Below are 15,789 nucleotides of genomic sequence, written 5' to 3'. Positions count from 1 at the left end.
CGATCCGACGAATGGGTCGCGATCGCGCGCCGGGTCGCGTGTGCCGTCATGCTAGCGCAGAAATCCGCCGAAAGTGGATATTGCGCCGCCGCAATCGCACTTTCCGGATAGACGGCGAATATTAGCTTTTCAAAAATCTGCTCCATGCATTCAACGAAACGGATCGACCAGGAGTCCGACATGGAGCAGACAGAATCGCCCGTCGTTTTCGCCGCGCGCGGTGACGCGTCCGACGTGACCTTTCCGCACGACGACGGCTCGCGCGTGCCGTACAAGGTGTTCAGCTCGCGCGCGGTCTACGATCGCGAACAGGAACGCATCTTCCGCGGCCCGACGTGGAACTTCGTCGCGCTGGAAGCGGAAATCCCGAACGCCGGCGACTTCAAGAGCACGTTCGTCGGCGATACGCCGGTGGTCGTCACGCGGACCGAGGACGGCACGCTTTCCGCGTGGGTGAACCGCTGCGCGCACCGCGGCGCGCAGGTGTGCCGCAAGTCGCGCGGCAACGCGAGCTCGCACACGTGCGTCTATCACCAGTGGAGCTTCGACAATTCGGGCAACCTGCTCGGCGTGCCGTTCCGGCGCGGCCAGAAGGGGATGTCCGGGATGCCGGCCGACTTCGACCCGAAGCAGCACGGGCTGCGCAAGCTGCGCGTCGACAGCTATCGCGGGCTCGTGTTCGCCACCTTCAGCGACGACGTGATGCCGCTGCCCGACTATCTCGGCGAGCAGATGCGCCCGTGGATCGACCGGATCTTCCACAAGCCGATCGAGTATCTCGGCTGTACGCGCCAGTATTCGAAGTCGAACTGGAAGCTGTACATGGAGAACGTGAAGGATCCGTATCACGCGAGCATGCTGCACCTGTTCCATACGACCTTCAACATCTTCCGCGTCGGGATGAAGGCGCGCTCGATTCCGGACGCGAACCACGGGCTGCACAGCATCATCACGGTGACGAAGACCGGCGACGACACGTCGGCCGCGTACAAGCAGCAGAACATCCGTTCGTTCGACGAAGGCTTCCATCTGGAGGACGAATCGATCCTCGATCTCGTGTCGGAATACGACGAGGACTGCACGAACCATATCCAGCCGATCTTCCCGCAGCTCGTGATCCAGCAGATTCACAACACGCTGGTCGCACGCCAGATCCTGCCGAAAGGCCCCGACAACTTCGAACTGATCTTCCACTTCTTCGGCTACGCGGACGATACGCCCGAGCTGCGCGCGCTGCGCATCAAGCAGGCGAACCTCGTCGGGCCCGCGGGCTATATCTCGATGGAGGACACGGAGGCGACCGAGCTCGTGCAGCGCGGCACGGTGCGCGACGGCGACGCGACGTCGGTGATCGAGATGTCGCGCGGCAATCCGGACCAGCAGGACACGGTGATCACCGAAAGCCTGATCCGCAAGTTCTGGGTCGGCTACCAGAAGCTGATGGGCTATTGAAGCGGGAGCGCGGAATGATGGAAAACCTGACGGAAGACATGAAGACGTGGTTCGAGATTTACATGCTCCAGAACCGTTATATCGGGCACCTCGACAACAACCGGCTCGAAGCATGGCCGACGATGTTCACCGAGGACTGCACGTACGAAATCGTGCCGAAGGAAAACGCCGACCTCGGGCTGCCGGTCGGGATCGTCCACTGCACGAACCAGCGGATGCTGCGCGACCGCGTGGTGTCGCTGCGGCACGCGAACATCTACGAAGAGCATACGTACCGGCACATGACGTCGGGCCTGACGATCGTTGCGGAACGTGACGGCGAGATCGACACGGAAAGCAACTACGTCGTCGTGCAGACGCGCAGCAACGGCGAGTCGAACGTGTACCAGGCCGGCAAGTACTACGACACGGTCGTGCGCACGCCGGACGGGCTGCGCTACAAGACCAAGCGGGTGATCTACGACACGTCGCGCGTGCAGACGCTGCTCGCCACCCCGATCTGATACGGAAGCAAGGAACAGACATGACCGAAGCAACGCTCGCCGAGTGGCATCCGCTCGGCGCTTTCGACGAATTCTCCGAAGACGAACCGGCGGCGCGGGTCGCCGGCCAGAAGCCGATCGCCGTGTTCCGGATCGGCGACGAACTGTTCGCGATGCACGACCTCTGCACGCACGGCCATGCGCGGCTGTCCGAAGGCTATGTGGAGGACGGCTGCGTCGAATGCCCGCTGCACCAGGGGCTGATCGACATCCGCACCGGCGCGCCGAAATGCGCGCCGATCACCGAACCGGTGCGGACCTATCCGATCCGGATCGTCGCCGGGCAGGTGGAAGTCAATGTCGGCTGATCCGTTCGTGATCGTCGGCGCCGGCCATGCGGCGCGGCGCACGGCCGAAGCGCTGCGCGAACGCGACGCCGCGGCGCGCATCGTGATGATCGGCGCGGAACGCGAGCTGCCGTACGACCGGCCCGCGTTGTCGAAGGATGCACTGCTGAGCGACGGCGGCGAGCAGCGTGCGTTCGTGCGCGATGCCGGGTGGTACGACGCGCAGCGCATCGAGCTGCGGCTCGGCACGCGTGTCGATGCGATCGAGCGGGAGGCGCAGCGTGTGCGGCTCGACGACGGCGCGACGCTGCCCTATGCGCGGCTCGTGCTCGCGACGGGCTCGCGGGTGCGCACGTTCGGCGGGGCGGTCGACGAAGGCGTCAAGCCGCATTACGTCCGCTCCATCGACGATGCGCGTGCGTTGCGCGCGCAGCTTTCGCCGGGCCGTCGCGTGGCGGTGCTCGGCGGCGGTTTCATCGGCCTCGAGGTCGCCGCGGCGGCGCGTCAGCTCGGTTGCGACGTGACGGTGATCGATCCGGCGCCGCGCTTGCTGCAGCGTGCGTTGCCGGAGGTGGTCGGCGCGTACGCGCATCGGTTGCACGATGCACGCGGCGTGATCTTCCAGATGGCGACGCTGCCGAGCGCGATCCGTCGCGCACCGGGCGGCGGCGCGATCGTCGAGACCGATCGTGGCGACGTGCCGGCTGACCTCGTCGTGGTCGGCATCGGTGTGGTGCCCAATGCCGAGCTGGCACAGGCGGCGGGGCTCGAGGTCGACAACGGAATACGCGTCGACGCAGGCTGCCGCACGGTCGATCCCGCGATCTTCGCGGCGGGCGAGGTGACGATGCACTTCAATCCGCTGCTTGGGCGTCACGTGCGGATCGAATCGTGGCAGGTCGCCGAAAACCAGCCGGCCGTCGCGGCCGCGAACCTGCTCGGCGCCGACGAGACTTATGCCGAGTTGCCGTGGCTGTGGTCCGATCAGTACGACTGCAACCTGCAGATGCTCGGGCTGTTCGGCAGCGAACTTACGATCGTCGTGCGCGGCGATCCCGCGAACGGGCCGTTCACGGTGTTCGGGCTGGGCGACGACGGCAGGATCGTCGCGGTGGCCGCGGCGAACCTGGGGCGCGACATCGGTGCATCGCGCCGGCTGATCGCGGCGAGCGCGGTGCCGGACCCGGTGAAGCTCGCCGATCCGGCCGTGAACCTGAAGACGTTTCTGTAGCACGCGCATGGTGATCCGGCCCGGCTGGCGGTGACGGCGCCGGCCGGCATCGTGCGCGCCCCGCCGGTTCGTTCCGGTGGGTTGCTGCCGGAGCGATGCGCGTCGCAATGTTTGTCGGCAACACCGCAACCGGTGCATATTAGCGGCATCGTTCGCCCGACCGTTGCCCATGACGCCAGACAAAGCCCTCGAACTGAAACGCAGCAAGCGCCGTGCGCTGTGGTTGCTGCTGGCCGCCGTCGCGGTGTTCGTCACGACGATCCTGCTGCCGCGCGGCCCGTGGGTCGACGGCTTCAAGGCCGTGGCCGAAGCCGCGATGGTCGGCGCGCTCGCCGACTGGTTCGCGGTGGTCGCGCTGTTCCGCCGCGTGCCGATCCCGTTCGTGTCGCGCCATACCGAGATCATTCCGAAGAACAAGGACAAGATCGCCGACAACCTCGCGGTATTCGTGCGCGAGAAGTTCCTCGGCCCCGACGCGCTTGCCGCGCAGATCCGCCAGCACGATCCCGCGCAGAAACTCGGCGCGTGGCTCGGTGAGCCGGCGAACACCGAGGCGCTCGGCGGCTATGTGACGAAGCTGATGAGCTTCGCGCTCGACATGACCGACGACGCACGGATCCAGTCGTTCGTGCACGACGCGTTTCGCGCGGTGATCGACCGGGTCGACCTGTCGCAATCGGCCGGCGCGGTCCTCGACACGCTGACGAAGGACGGCCGTCACCAGGCGCTGCTCGACGACGCGATCGAGCAGGTGGTCGACGTGCTCGACAAGGAGGAGAACCGCGAGGTGATCGCCGGCTTCATCGTCGAATGGCTGAAGACGCAGTACCCGAAGGTCGAGAAGATCATGCCGACGCAGTGGTTCGGCGAGAACGGCGCGCGGATGCTCGCGAACGCGGTGAGTCGCGTGCTGGAAGGCGTGGCGGCCGACCCCGAGCACGAGCTGCGGCAGCGCTTCGACCGGACGGTCGTGCGGCTGACCGAGCGGTTGAAACACGACCCGGCGTTCATCGCGAAGGGCGAGGAGATCAAGCACTATATCCGCGACGGCGCTGCGTTCAACGAGTACGTGCGCGACTTGTGGGATCAGTTGCGCGCGTGGCTGAAGGCCGATCTCGCGCGCCCCGATTCGGCGCTGCACCGGCAGGCCGCGACGCTCGGCGGCTGGCTCGGCGCGCGGCTGGCGGAGAGCCCGGCATTGCGCGCGTCGCTGAACGAGCACGTCGAGAAGGCGGTGCACGAGATGGCGCCGGATTTCGCGGATTTCCTGATGCGTCACATTCGCGATACGGTGCGCAACTGGGATGCGCGCGAGATGTCGCGGCAGATCGAGCTGAATATCGGCAAGGATCTGCAATACATCCGCATCAACGGCACGCTGGTCGGCGGGCTGATCGGGCTCGGGCTGTATCTGGTGTCGCTGGTGCCGCGCTGGGCGGCCGGCTGGCTGCACTGACGCGGCCACGGGTATCGCGCGGCGGGCGCGCCGGGCCGTGCCCGCGCATCATGCGTGCGCTTTTGCGCCGTGCAGTTGCAGGCCGAGCGCCTTGATGACCTTCAGGATCGTGCCGAAGCTCGGATTGCCATCGTGCGACAGCGCCTTGTACAGCCCCTCGCGCGACAGGCCCGCATCGCGTGCGACCTGCGACATGCCGCGCGCGCGCGCGATCACGCCGAGCGCGTGCGCGATGAAGGCCGGATCGTCGCCGGCTTCCTGCAGGCACGCTTCGAAGTAGTCGGCCATGTCGTCTTCGGTTTTCAGGTGGTCGGCCGAATCCCACGGCCGGGTGCTGATCTTGTCCATCGATTACTCCATGTCGAGATGCGCGAGCATCGCGTGGGCGGCACGGATGTCGGCCTGTTGCGTCGATTTATCGCCGCCGCAGAGCAGGACGACCCAGATCGTTCCGCGCCGGACGTAGTAGACGCGATAGCCGGGGCCATGATCGATCCGCATCTCGACGACCGGCGAGCCGGGGGACTTCCAGTCGCCCGGATTGCCCATCGAGAGGCGGTCGATGCGTGCCTGGATGCGTCGCTTCGCGACGCGATCCGGCAGGCCGGCAAACCAGGCGTCGAAGACGTCGGTGGTCCGGATGCTGAACGTAGGCGCACTGTAGGGCATGGATTCCAGTATGTCAACCATGGTTCACATGTCTGATGGGTTGATTGCGTTGCCGCTACAGTAGGGCCGCGCGCTTCGTTTGCGGGCTAAATGGCCGTTCGGCCGAAGTCGGGATCTTCCGAATCCGTCTACAATCAAAAACGTCTTTGCCGCCCGTGCGCGCCTGCCGCGCGCGGGCGGATCCGTTTGTCCTCCGGTATCCGGAGGCGCCGCCGCGCAGCGCGTGTTGCACGGCGGGCAGTGCCGTGGTTTGTGTCCAGTAGGTAAAGCGTCCGCGTGCCGTAGGCCGGCGCGCGTTCTGAACGCTGCGTGTCCGTAGGCCGGGCAGGCGGCATCAACCGAGAGTCCCCATGAAAGCATCGGATCTGTTCGTGAAGGCGCTGGAAGCCGAAGGCGTCGAGTACGTGTTCGGCATTCCCGGCGAAGAAAACCTCGATCTGCTCGAATCGCTGCGGCGATCGAAGATCAAGCTCGTGCTGACCCGGCACGAGCAGGCGGCCGGGTTCATGGCCGCCACCTACGGCCGCCTGACGGGCCGCACCGGCGTGTGTATCGCCACGCTCGGGCCTGGCGCAACCAACTTCGTGACGGCCGCCGCGTATGCGCAGCTCGGCGGCATGCCGATGCTGATGATCACCGGGCAGAAGCCGATCAAGTCCAGCAAGCAGGGCCACTTCCAGATCGTCGACGTGGTCGACATGATGCAGCCGCTCACGAAGTTCACGCGGCAGATCGTGTCGATCGGCAACATCCCGTCGGCCATACGCGAGGCGTTCCGCCGCGCGGAGGAAGAACGCCCGGGCGCCGCGCACCTCGAGCTGCCGGAAGACATCGCACACGAGGAGGGCGACGGCAAGCCGATTCCGCGCAGCTACAGCCGCCGGCCGGTGGCCGAGGAGAAGGCGGTCGCGCATGCGGTCGACGCGATCCAGGCCGCGCGCCATCCGCTGCTGATGATCGGCGCGGGCGGCAACCGCAAGACCACCTGCAAGATGCTGCTCGAATTCGTCGACAAGACGGGTATCCCGTTCTTCACGACGCAGATGGGCAAGGGCGTGATCGACGAGACGCACCCGCTGTGGCTCGGCAACGCGACGCTGTCCGACGGCGATTTCGTGCACCGCGCGATCGAGCAGGCGGACTGCATCATCAACGTCGGCCACGACGTGATCGAGAAGCCGCCGTTCTTCATGCGTACCGACGACAAGACCGTGATCCACGTGAACTTCCTCGGCGCGCAGGTCGACCCCGTCTACTTTCCGCAGATCGAGGTGGTCGGCGACATCGCGAACGCGGTGTGGCAAATGAAAGAGGCGCTCGCGCCGCAGCCGCACTGGGATTTCACGCGCTTCGCGATGATCAAGGAGCATTTCGACGCCCATCTGGAGAAGGGCCAGCACGATCCGCGCTTCCCGATGTACCCGGTGCGGATCGTCAACGATCTGTACAACGCATTGCCGGTCGACGGCATCGTCTGTCTCGACAACGGGATGTACAAGATCTGGTTCGCGCGCTACTGGCGCGCGCACGAGCCGAATTCGCTGCTGCTCGACAACGCGCTCGCGTCGATGGGCGCCGGCCTGCCGTCGGCGATCGCGACCAAGATCGTGCATCCGCAGCGCAAAGTGATCGCCGTGTGCGGCGACGGCGGCTTCATGATGAATTCGCAGGAGCTCGAAACGGCCGTGCGGCTGAAGCTCGACATCGTCGTGATGATCCTGCGCGACGACGCGTTCGGGATGATCCGCTGGAAGCAGGAGAACATGAACTTCCCCGATTTCGCGATGACGCTGCAGAATCCCGATTTCGTGTCGTATGCGCAAAGCTACGGCGCGCACGGGCATCGCGTCGAATCGGCCGACGATCTCGAGCCGCTGCTGCGCGAGTGCTTCTCGTCGCCGGGCGTGCACGTGATCGACGTGCCGATCGACTACTCGGACAACGAGCGCGTGCTGAACCGCGAGATCAAGCGCCTGTCGGCGCAACTCTGAATGTCCCGTTCACAGGAAGGAGTCGTTCCATGTTGAAGGAAACCTATCCGTACTACCTCGCCAACGAAGCCGTCTACGCGAACACCGATCTGGAAGTGACGGACAAGTTCAGCGGCAAGGTCGCGACGCGCGTCGCGCTGGCCGACGCGAAGGCCATCGACGCGGCGATCGGCGCGGCGGTCGATGCCGCGAAGCCGATGCGCGAGTTGCCGGCCTACAAGCGGCAGGCCGTGCTCGACCATTGCGTCGCGCGCTTTCGCGAGCGCTTCGACGAGCTGGCCGAGGCGCTGTGCATCGAGGCCGGCAAGCCGATCAACGATTCGAAGGGCGAAGTGACGCGGCTGATCGACACGTTCCGCGTGGCGTCGGAAGAATCGGTGCGAATCGACGGCGAGATCATCAACCTCGAAATCTCCGCGCGTGCGCAGGGCTATACGGGCTACACGAAGCGCGTGCCGGTCGGCCCGTGCTCGTTCATCTCGCCGTTCAATTTTCCGCTGAACCTCGCCGCGCACAAGGTCGCGCCCGCGCTCGCGGCCGGTTGTCCGTTCGTGCTGAAGCCCGCGAGCCGCACGCCGATCGGCGCGCTGATCATCGGCGAGGTGCTCGCGGAAACCGATCTGCCGAAGGGGGCGTTCTCGGTGCTGCCCGCGCACCGCGACGGCGCCGACCTGTTCACGACCGACGAGCGTTTCAAGCTGCTGTCGTTCACGGGTTCGCCGGCCGTCGGCTGGGCGCTGAAGGAGAAGGCCGGCAAGAAGAAAGTCGTGCTGGAACTCGGCGGCAACGCGGCTGCGATCGTCGATGCGGATCAGCGCGACCGGCTCGACTACGTGGTCGAGCGTCTGGCGTTCGGCGCGTACTACCAGTCGGGCCAGAGCTGCATCGGCGTGCAGCGGATCCTCGTGCATGCCGATCTTTACGACGCGCTGCGCGAGAAGCTGATCGCGAAGACGCGTTCGCTGAAAATGGGCGATCCGAAGGATCCGTCGACGTTCGTCGGCCCGATGATCTCCGAATCCGAATCGCGCCGGCTGTCGGGCTGGATGGATGCAGTCGTCGCGGCGGGCGCGAAGATCGTCGCGGGGGGCAAGGTTGATGGCGCGATGTTCGAGGCGACGCTGCTGGAAAACGTCGGGCATGAGCAGGACCTGTACCGGAAGGAGGCGTTCGGCCCCGTTGCGATCCTCGAGAAGTTCGACCGGTTCGACGATGCGCTCGCGCGCGTGAACGACAGCGATTTCGGGCTACAGGCCGGTGTGTTTACCGATTCGCTGACGCACGCACAGCGCGCGTGGGACGAGCTGGAGGTCGGCGGCGTCGTGATCAACGACGTGCCATCGTTCCGCGTCGACAACATGCCCTATGGCGGCGTTAAGGATTCGGGCCTCGGCCGCGAAGGGATCCGTTACGCGATCGAGGACATGACCGAGCCTCGGCTGATGGTCGTGCGGCGCCGGTAACGCGCGGGCAGCAGCAGGGTGCCGCGACGGCACGCGGGCGGGCGATCGGGCCGGCCCGCGTGCCGTTTTTCATGGCGGTGTACGTATCGGGCCGGCACCGGACGTGCGCCGTGCCCGTGCTGCGTGGTCGGCAGCCCGACCGCGCTCGACTGCGGGCCCCGCCTCGTGATGTAATCGCGCGAAACTGCCGACCGGGGTACGACGCCGGAAAGCGCAATTCATTCTTCACGAGGTCGATTCATGTCTCCCGTCTCGGCATTCAAGCTGGTTTTGTTGTCATTCCTCGCGATCGTCGCGCTCGAATGCATCGCCAAGCGGCTGCGGCTACCGCCCGCTGCCGCGCTGCTGATCGGTGGCATCGGCATCGCGTTCATCCCCGGCCTGCCGCCGATCAATCTCGATCCCGAACTGGTGCTGCTGGTGTTCCTGCCGCCGCTGCTGATGGACGGTGCGTATTTCTCGGTGTGGGAGGAGTTCAAGCGCAATGTCGGCGGCATCCTGCTGCTTGCGATCGGCGCGGTCGTGTTCACGACGTTTGCGGTCGGCTTCGCCGTGCACTGGGTGGCGCCGTCGCTGCCGTGGGCCGCGTGCTTCGCGCTCGGTGCGATCGTGTCGCCGCCCGACGCCGTTGCAGCGAAGGCCGTGCTGGAACGCGTCGCGCTGCCGCGCCGGCTGATGGTGCTGCTCGAAGGCGAGAGCCTGCTGAACGACGCGGCCGGCCTCGTGCTGTTCCGCTTCGCGGTCGCGGCCGCGCTCACCGGCGCGTTCAGCCTCGAGCACGCGGTCGTGCGCTTCGCGGAGCTCGGGCTCGGCGGCGTGGCGATCGGCTTCGCGGTCGGCAAGCTCGTCGTGTGGTTCCTGAAGCAGCTCGAAGACGACTACCTCGTGATCACCGTCGCGGTGATTGCCGGCTGGATCGCCTATATCGCGGGCGAAATGGTCGAGGTGTCCGGCGTGATCGCCACCGTCACGGCCGGCATGATCGTCGGCTGGCATCAGCACGAGGTGTTCTCGGCGGCCGTGCGCACGCGCGGCACCGCATTCTGGCAGGTCATCGTGTTCCTGCTCGAAGCGATGGTGTTCGTGCTGATCGGGCTGTCGCTGCGCGGCGCGATCCACCGGCTCGGCGGCTTCGAGCAGGTGCTCGCCACGATGGTGCCGCCGATGCTCGCGGTGCTGGCGGCAGTGATCGTGTCGCGTTTCGTGTGGATCTACGCGGTCGAGGCATTGAAGTGGCCCGTGCGCGGGATCGCGCGGCGCGGCGAAGCGCCCGACTGGAAGGCCGCGACGATCATGAGCTGGGCCGGGATGCGCGGTGTCGTCACGCTGGCGATCGCGCTGTCGCTGCCCGAGGCGATGCCCGGCCGCGACGTGATCCTGGTCGCGTCGTTCGCGGTGATCCTCGTCACCGTGCTGCTGCAGGGCACGACGATCGGGCCGCTGATCCGGTTGCTGCGCCTGCCGCAGCGCGTAGAGCGAGAGGCACATCACCTGACCGAGCCGCAGACATGGGCGTACGTCGAGGCTGCCCAGCTCGCGGCGATCCAGCCGCTCGTGCGCGACGAGAACGGGGTCGTGATTCATCCGCGCCTGCTCGAGCAGTACACGTATCGCGCGGAGCTGACCGAGCGGGCGAAGGACGAGCCCGCGTATCCGGCAGAAGTGCGTACCGCGCACTACGACGTCGTGCTGGCCGCGATCCGGGCCGGGCGCGCGGAACTGTTGCGCCTGCACCGTTCGGGGCACATCCACGACGAGATGCTGCACGCGCTCGAACGCGACCTCGATCTACAGGAAGTGTCCGCGCAGCACGCGCGCGGGTAAGGCCGCACACCACCGTCATAGCGCCGTCGCGTGGCCGGCTCCGGCCGGCGCGACGCGCGTGGGCCGATCGTTGCCCGGCGCGCAATTTTTTCTTCCGCCTGCGCGCCGATTCGGCGCTTTTTCATCCGGCCCCCAATGCGACGGGCAGCCGGCCTTGCAGCGCATGCAAGCCTTATGGCGCCGGTCTCGCAAACGTTATCGTCTTTCGAATCCGGAAATGATCTGATTTAACTGTTTCCGGCTCCTTCGTCATATTTGGCAAAACTAAACCGGAAGGAGATAGATGCTGTGTTCTAATTTCATTTAGAATCAGCCGGTTATGTTTATTGAGAGAAAGGATGCGGAGGTAATGCGGCCGCCAACGGGGAGAAATCGGCGTCCGAAGCCCCGCTAGGCAGTGCCGACAGGCCAAATCGGCGGAATCGGGCGGGATTTTCAACCGCCGAAATAAGATAGCGTCCAAGCCGGATAAACAACTCCCATGAAAGAATCGATTGGAGAATCGGCGTTTGAAACTGTATTTATGAAAGAATCGAGCGGTGATAATGCCTCGGATTGTCTTGAATCGGGGTTATCGGTCCTTCTCGTCGACGATCAACCGTTCGTCGGCGAGGTGATCCGCCGCGCGCTGCGCAGCGAACACGACATCGACCTGCACGTGTGCACTGACGCGCACCGGGCGATGGCGGTCGCGCGCGACGTGAAGCCGACGGTCATCCTGCAGGATCTCGTGATGCCGGAGATCGACGGCCTCGATCTCGTCCGCGCGTGGCGCGCGGATGCCGGCACCGCACGCGTGCCGATCATCGTGCTGTCCGCGAAGGAGGAGCCGATCGTCAAGCGCGAGGCGTTCATTGCCGGCGCGAACGACTATCTGGTGAAGCTCCCCGACGCGATGGAGCTGGCCGCCCGTATCCGCTATCACTCGAATTCGTACCTGATGTCGCGGCAGCGCGACGAGGCGCTCGATTTCCTGTCGCACGACATGCGTTCGCCGCAGACGTCGATCCTTGCGCTGCTCGACGTCTACCGGGCCGAGCATGGCGACATGCCGGCGATCATGGAGCGCATTGCCGGCCATGCCCGGCGCGCGCTCGCGTTGGCCGATGGTTTCATCCACCTGACCCGCGCGCAGTCCGAGCGCCGCGCGCACGAGGTCGTGAGTCTCAACGAGATCGTGCTCGACGCCGTCGACCAGCTGTGGGAGAAGGCGGCCGGGCTCGGCAGCCGGGTCGCCGCGCAGGTGCCCGATACCGAGTGCGTGACGATGGGCGACCGCATGATGCTCACGCGCGCGGTCGCGAACCTGATCGACAACGGGCTGAAGTACGGCCCGGCCGGCACGGACGTGCACTGCACGCTGGGCGGCGAGGACGGCGCCTGGCTGATCGGCGTCGAGGATACCGGCGCCGGGATCGCACCGGAGCAGCGCGCGGCCGCGACCGAGTCGTTCGTGCAGCTCGAATCCGTGCATGGCGCGGCGCGCAGCGGCTTCGGCCTCGGGCTCGCGTTCGTCCGCGCGACGGCGGCGCGGCATCGCGGCCAGATCCTGATGCGCAATACGGCGCGCGGCTTCATGGTCGCGCTTCGGCTGCCGGCGCAAGCGGAGCGGTGATTTCGCGGCGCGGCCTGCCGGCGCCGCGCTGCCCGCAGACCCCGATGCGCTCGTGGCGCGCCGTCCGGCGCACAGGCGGGCGCGAATTTTTTCAACGCTGATTTTAGAAAGCCCATAACGAACATGGCCACCGTGACGCCCCGCGCGACCAATGAAAGCCTGCATCCGACGATCGGCGCTGCCCGGCTGACGCTCGGCAATCGCATCCTGCTCAGCTTCGGCGTACTGTTCGTGCTGATGCTGGTGACAGCCGGCGTGTCGTACGAGCGACTGCGCGCGATCAATACCGAAGCCATCAGCATCGAGCGCGACTCGCTGCCCGGCGTCTACCTCGCGTCGACGCTGCGTGGTTCGGTCAACGAATCGTTCACGCTGCTGCAGCAGGCGACCTTCGTCGACACCGAGCCCGAAACCGTGCAACGCGATCTCGCGAAGATCTCCGACGCGCTGAAGGACATCGAGTCGCTGACGGCCGACTACCAGAGCACGACGTTCCGCGACGACGACCGGCAGCGCTTCGCGGCGTTCCGCGGCGCGTACGACCACTACGTGCCGCTGCTGAACGAAGCCGTGCAGAAGAGCCGCGTGTCGCGCGAGGAGGCCGTCGCCGCGTACGCGAAAACGCTGCCCGCGTGGACCGAGGTCGTGCGCAACGCGAACGTGCTGGTGCAGGAAAACCGCAAGTTCGCCGAGCAATCCGCGAAGCTGATCCGCGAATCCGTGCAGGATACCGAGATCGTGCTCGCGGTCGCGGTGACGTTCGTGCTGCTGTCCGCGCTCGCGCTCGGCTACGTGCTGTACCGTTCGGTGACCGTACCGATGGCGCGGCTCGTCGAGGTGCACGACGTGATGCGCACCGGCAACCTGACGCGCCGCCTCGACCTGCGCCGCCGCGACGAATTCGGCACGCTCGAGACGGGTTTCAACCGGATGGCCGACGAGCTGACCGAACTCGTGGCGCGCGCCCAGCAGTCGTCGCTTCAGGTCACGACGTCGGTGGCCGAGATCGCGGCGACGTCGCGCGAGCAGCAGGCAACCGCGAACGAAACCGCGGCGACGACGACCGAGATCGGCGCGACCTCGCGCGAGATCTTCGCAACGTCGCGCGACCTGCTGCGCACGATGAACGAGGTGGCCGGCGTGGCCGAGCAGTCGGCGACGCTCGCGGGCGTGAGCCAGAGCGGGCTCACGCGGATGGGCGAGACGATGCGCAGCGTGATGGACGCGGCCGGTTCGGTGAACGCGAAGCTCGCGATCCTCAACGAGAAGGCGCTGAACATCAACCAGGTGGTCGCGACGATCACCAAGGTGGCCGACCAGACCAACCTGCTGTCGCTGAACGCGGCGATCGAGGCCGAGAAGGCCGGCGAGTACGGCCGCGGCTTCGCGGTCGTCGCGACCGAGATTCGCCGCCTTGCCGACCAGACGGCGGTGGCGACCTACGACATCGAGCAGACGGTGAAGGAAATCCAGTCGGCGGTGTCGGCGGGCGTGATGGGGATGGACAAGTTCTCCGAGGAAGTGCGCCGCGGCATGCTCGACGTGCAGCAGGTCGGCGGGCAGCTGTCGCAGATCATTGCCGAGGTGCAGACGCTCGCGCCGCGCTTCCAGATGGTCAACGAAGGGATGCAGACGCAGGCGAACGGCGCCGAGCAGATCACGCAGGCGCTGTCGCAACTGTCGGAGGCCGCGCAGCAGACGGCCGAGTCGCTGCGCCAGTCGTCGCAGGCGATCGACGACCTGACGCTCGTCGCGAACCAGTTGCGCACCAGCGTGTCGCGTTTCAAGGTCGACGCGTGACGCGCGCCGACACGCAGAACGGCGCCCACGCGCTGTTCCTGATGTTCGAGCTCGACGGCGAACGCTATGCGCTCGACGCGGCCGGCATCGACGAGGTGCTGCCGCTCGCGGTCACGAAGGCCGTGCCCGGCGCACCCGACTGGATCGCCGGGCTGCTGATGCGCGGCGGCCAGCCGGTGCCGGTGATCGACGTGCCGATGCTGGCGCTCGGGCGCCGCGCGCATGCATTGCGTTCGACGCGGCTCGTGATGGTTCGCTATCGCGCGGACGAGGCCGGCGGCGAGCGCACGATCGGGCTGATCGTCGAGCGCGCGACGCAGACGATGCGGATCGACCGCGCCGCGTTTCGCACGAGCGGCATCTCGACCGCGCGCACGCGCTGGCTCGGGCCGGTCGCGAACACGCCCGACGGCGTCGTGCAACAGGTGTCGGTATCCGACCTGATCGACGACGTCGCGCGCCTGTATCTGTTCGACGGCCTGCCGGGCCACGGGGGAGAGTCTGCATGAAAGAGTCCGAATCGCGATTTCGCGGCTGGCTGCTGCGCGAGACCGGCATCGACCCCGATTCGCTCGGTAACGATTTCCTGAGCCGCGCGCTGACGGAACGCGTGCATGCGCTGCAGGCGGACGGCGAGCGCCTGCCGTCGGCGGCGCGGCCGCCCGTGACGCAGGACGCGCTCGACGCCTACTGGCAGCAGCTCAACGCGTCGGCCGACGAACGGCGTGCGCTGATCGAGCTGTTCGTCGTGCCCGAGACTTGGTTCTTCCGCGACCGCGAGGCGTTCGCGACGCTCGCGCGGCTCGCGGTGGAGCGGCTCGCCGCGCTGCCCGGCCGCGTGATCCGCGTGCTGAGCGCGCCGTGCTCGACGGGCGAGGAGCCGTATTCGGCGGCGATGGCGCTGCTCGACGCGGGGCTCGACCCGGCCAGCTTCACGATCGACGCGATCGACCTCAGCGCGCGCGCGATCGAGCAGGCGCGGCTCGGCTGCTACGGGCGCAATGCGTTCCGCGGCACCGCGACGGAATTCCGTGCGCGGCACTTCACGCCGACCCGCGATGGCTGGCTGCTCGACGAGCGCGTGCGCGCGTGCGTTCAGTTCAGTCAGGCGAACCTCGTCGAACCGGCCGTCGATACCGGCATTCGCTACGATTTCGTGTTCTGCCGCAACGTGCTGATCTACTTCGATCGCGATGCGCAGGATCGCGTGATCCGCTCGCTCGACGCGCGTCTTGCCGGCGACGGCATGCTGTTCGTCGGGCCGGCCGAAACGGGTGTTGCGATGCGGCACGGGATGCGCTCGGCGCGCGTGCCGCTGGCATTCGCATTTCATCGCGAGCCCGCCGGCGCGACGGCCGACGCATGCGCGGCCCGCCCGGTGGCGTCGTTGTCGGCGGCGGCGTCGAATCGGCGCACGGAGCGCTTCACGGTCGCGCCGCTCGCGGCGACGCGCTCGGTG

At 66.7% G+C, this 15,789-nt stretch carries 14 protein-coding genes; 12 read left to right on the top strand and 2 right to left on the bottom strand.

Annotated elements, in window-relative coordinates; genetic code table 11:
• The first annotated feature begins 180 nt into the window (after positions 1–180).
• The 5 genes from andAc (at position 181) to BDO18943_RS28500 (ending at position 4,968) form a co-directional block, all read left to right on the top strand.
• Positions 181–1,452, top strand: a complete 1,272-nt coding sequence (gene andAc, locus BDO18943_RS28520; protein WP_089453466.1) for an anthranilate 1,2-dioxygenase large subunit AndAc — start codon at positions 181–183, stop codon at positions 1,450–1,452.
• Between the two features lie 14 nt (positions 1,453–1,466).
• A complete protein-coding gene (gene andAd, locus BDO18943_RS28515; protein WP_011355917.1) occupies positions 1,467–1,955 on the top strand; it encodes an anthranilate 1,2-dioxygenase small subunit AndAd in 489 nt (162 codons plus the stop codon).
• Between the two features lie 20 nt (positions 1,956–1,975).
• Positions 1,976–2,302: an anthranilate 1,2-dioxygenase ferredoxin subunit AndAb gene (andAb, locus tag BDO18943_RS28510; RefSeq protein ID WP_175024911.1), complete on the top strand. Its 327-nt coding sequence runs from the start codon at positions 1,976–1,978 to the stop codon at positions 2,300–2,302.
• On the top strand, positions 2,292–3,512 hold the full coding sequence (gene andAa / locus BDO18943_RS28505; RefSeq protein WP_175024910.1) for an anthranilate 1,2-dioxygenase system ferredoxin--NAD(+) reductase: 1,221 nt from the start codon (positions 2,292–2,294) through the stop codon (positions 3,510–3,512). The genes andAb and andAa overlap by 11 nt, the downstream gene beginning before the upstream one ends.
• A gap of 169 nt (positions 3,513–3,681) precedes the next feature.
• The gene (locus tag BDO18943_RS28500; protein ID WP_175024909.1) at positions 3,682–4,968 is read left to right on the top strand and encodes a DUF445 domain-containing protein; all 1,287 of its coding nucleotides are present in this window, start codon (positions 3,682–3,684) and stop codon (positions 4,966–4,968) included.
• A gap of 48 nt (positions 4,969–5,016) precedes the next feature.
• On the opposite strand, the gene BDO18943_RS28495 is transcribed toward BDO18943_RS28500, so the two are convergent.
• Both BDO18943_RS28495 and BDO18943_RS28490 read right to left on the bottom strand, forming a co-directional pair.
• Positions 5,017–5,316: an addiction module antidote protein gene (locus BDO18943_RS28495; RefSeq protein WP_021157290.1), complete on the bottom strand. Its 300-nt coding sequence runs from the start codon at positions 5,314–5,316 to the stop codon at positions 5,017–5,019.
• 3 nt (positions 5,317–5,319) lie between these two features.
• On the bottom strand, positions 5,320–5,637 hold the full coding sequence (locus tag BDO18943_RS28490) for a type II toxin-antitoxin system RelE/ParE family toxin (protein WP_240199875.1): 318 nt from the start codon (positions 5,635–5,637) through the stop codon (positions 5,320–5,322).
• A gap of 350 nt (positions 5,638–5,987) precedes the next feature.
• On the opposite strand from BDO18943_RS28490, the gene BDO18943_RS28485 reads away from it, so the two are divergent.
• The 7 genes from BDO18943_RS28485 to BDO18943_RS28455 all read left to right on the top strand — a co-directional run.
• On the top strand, positions 5,988–7,628 hold the full coding sequence (locus BDO18943_RS28485) for an acetolactate synthase large subunit (protein WP_175024907.1): 1,641 nt from the start codon (positions 5,988–5,990) through the stop codon (positions 7,626–7,628).
• A 29-nt stretch (positions 7,629–7,657) separates the two neighbouring features.
• On the top strand, positions 7,658–9,091 hold the full coding sequence (locus BDO18943_RS28480; RefSeq protein WP_175024906.1) for an aldehyde dehydrogenase family protein: 1,434 nt from the start codon (positions 7,658–7,660) through the stop codon (positions 9,089–9,091).
• 240 nt (positions 9,092–9,331) lie between these two features.
• Positions 9,332–10,915 carry a Na+/H+ antiporter gene (locus tag BDO18943_RS28475; protein WP_175024905.1) on the top strand — a complete coding sequence of 528 codons (1,584 nt, stop codon included), beginning with the start codon at positions 9,332–9,334 and terminating at the stop codon, positions 10,913–10,915.
• Between the two features lie 481 nt (positions 10,916–11,396).
• Entirely contained in the window at positions 11,397–12,530 is a 1,134-nt protein-coding gene (locus BDO18943_RS28470; RefSeq protein WP_175024904.1) for a hybrid sensor histidine kinase/response regulator, read from the top strand.
• A gap of 123 nt (positions 12,531–12,653) precedes the next feature.
• Positions 12,654–14,330 (top strand): methyl-accepting chemotaxis protein, encoded by a 1,677-nt coding sequence (locus BDO18943_RS28465; RefSeq protein WP_175024903.1) that lies wholly within the window; start codon positions 12,654–12,656, stop codon positions 14,328–14,330.
• Positions 14,327–14,839, top strand: coding sequence for a chemotaxis protein CheW (locus BDO18943_RS28460; protein WP_043177938.1), 513 nt, complete (start codon positions 14,327–14,329; stop codon positions 14,837–14,839). Before BDO18943_RS28465 ends, BDO18943_RS28460 begins: the two co-directional genes overlap by 4 nt.
• Positions 14,836–15,789 (top strand): CheR family methyltransferase (locus BDO18943_RS28455; protein ID WP_175024902.1); only part of this gene is annotated, 954 nt, incomplete at its 3' end. The genes BDO18943_RS28460 and BDO18943_RS28455, both read left to right, overlap by 4 nt.

Source organism: Burkholderia aenigmatica, assembly GCF_902499175.1.
Classification (GTDB): Bacteria; Pseudomonadota; Gammaproteobacteria; order Burkholderiales; family Burkholderiaceae; genus Burkholderia; species Burkholderia aenigmatica.
The sequence above is the reverse complement of the archived record's forward strand: the minus strand, read 5'-3'. Positions and strand labels throughout refer to the sequence as shown.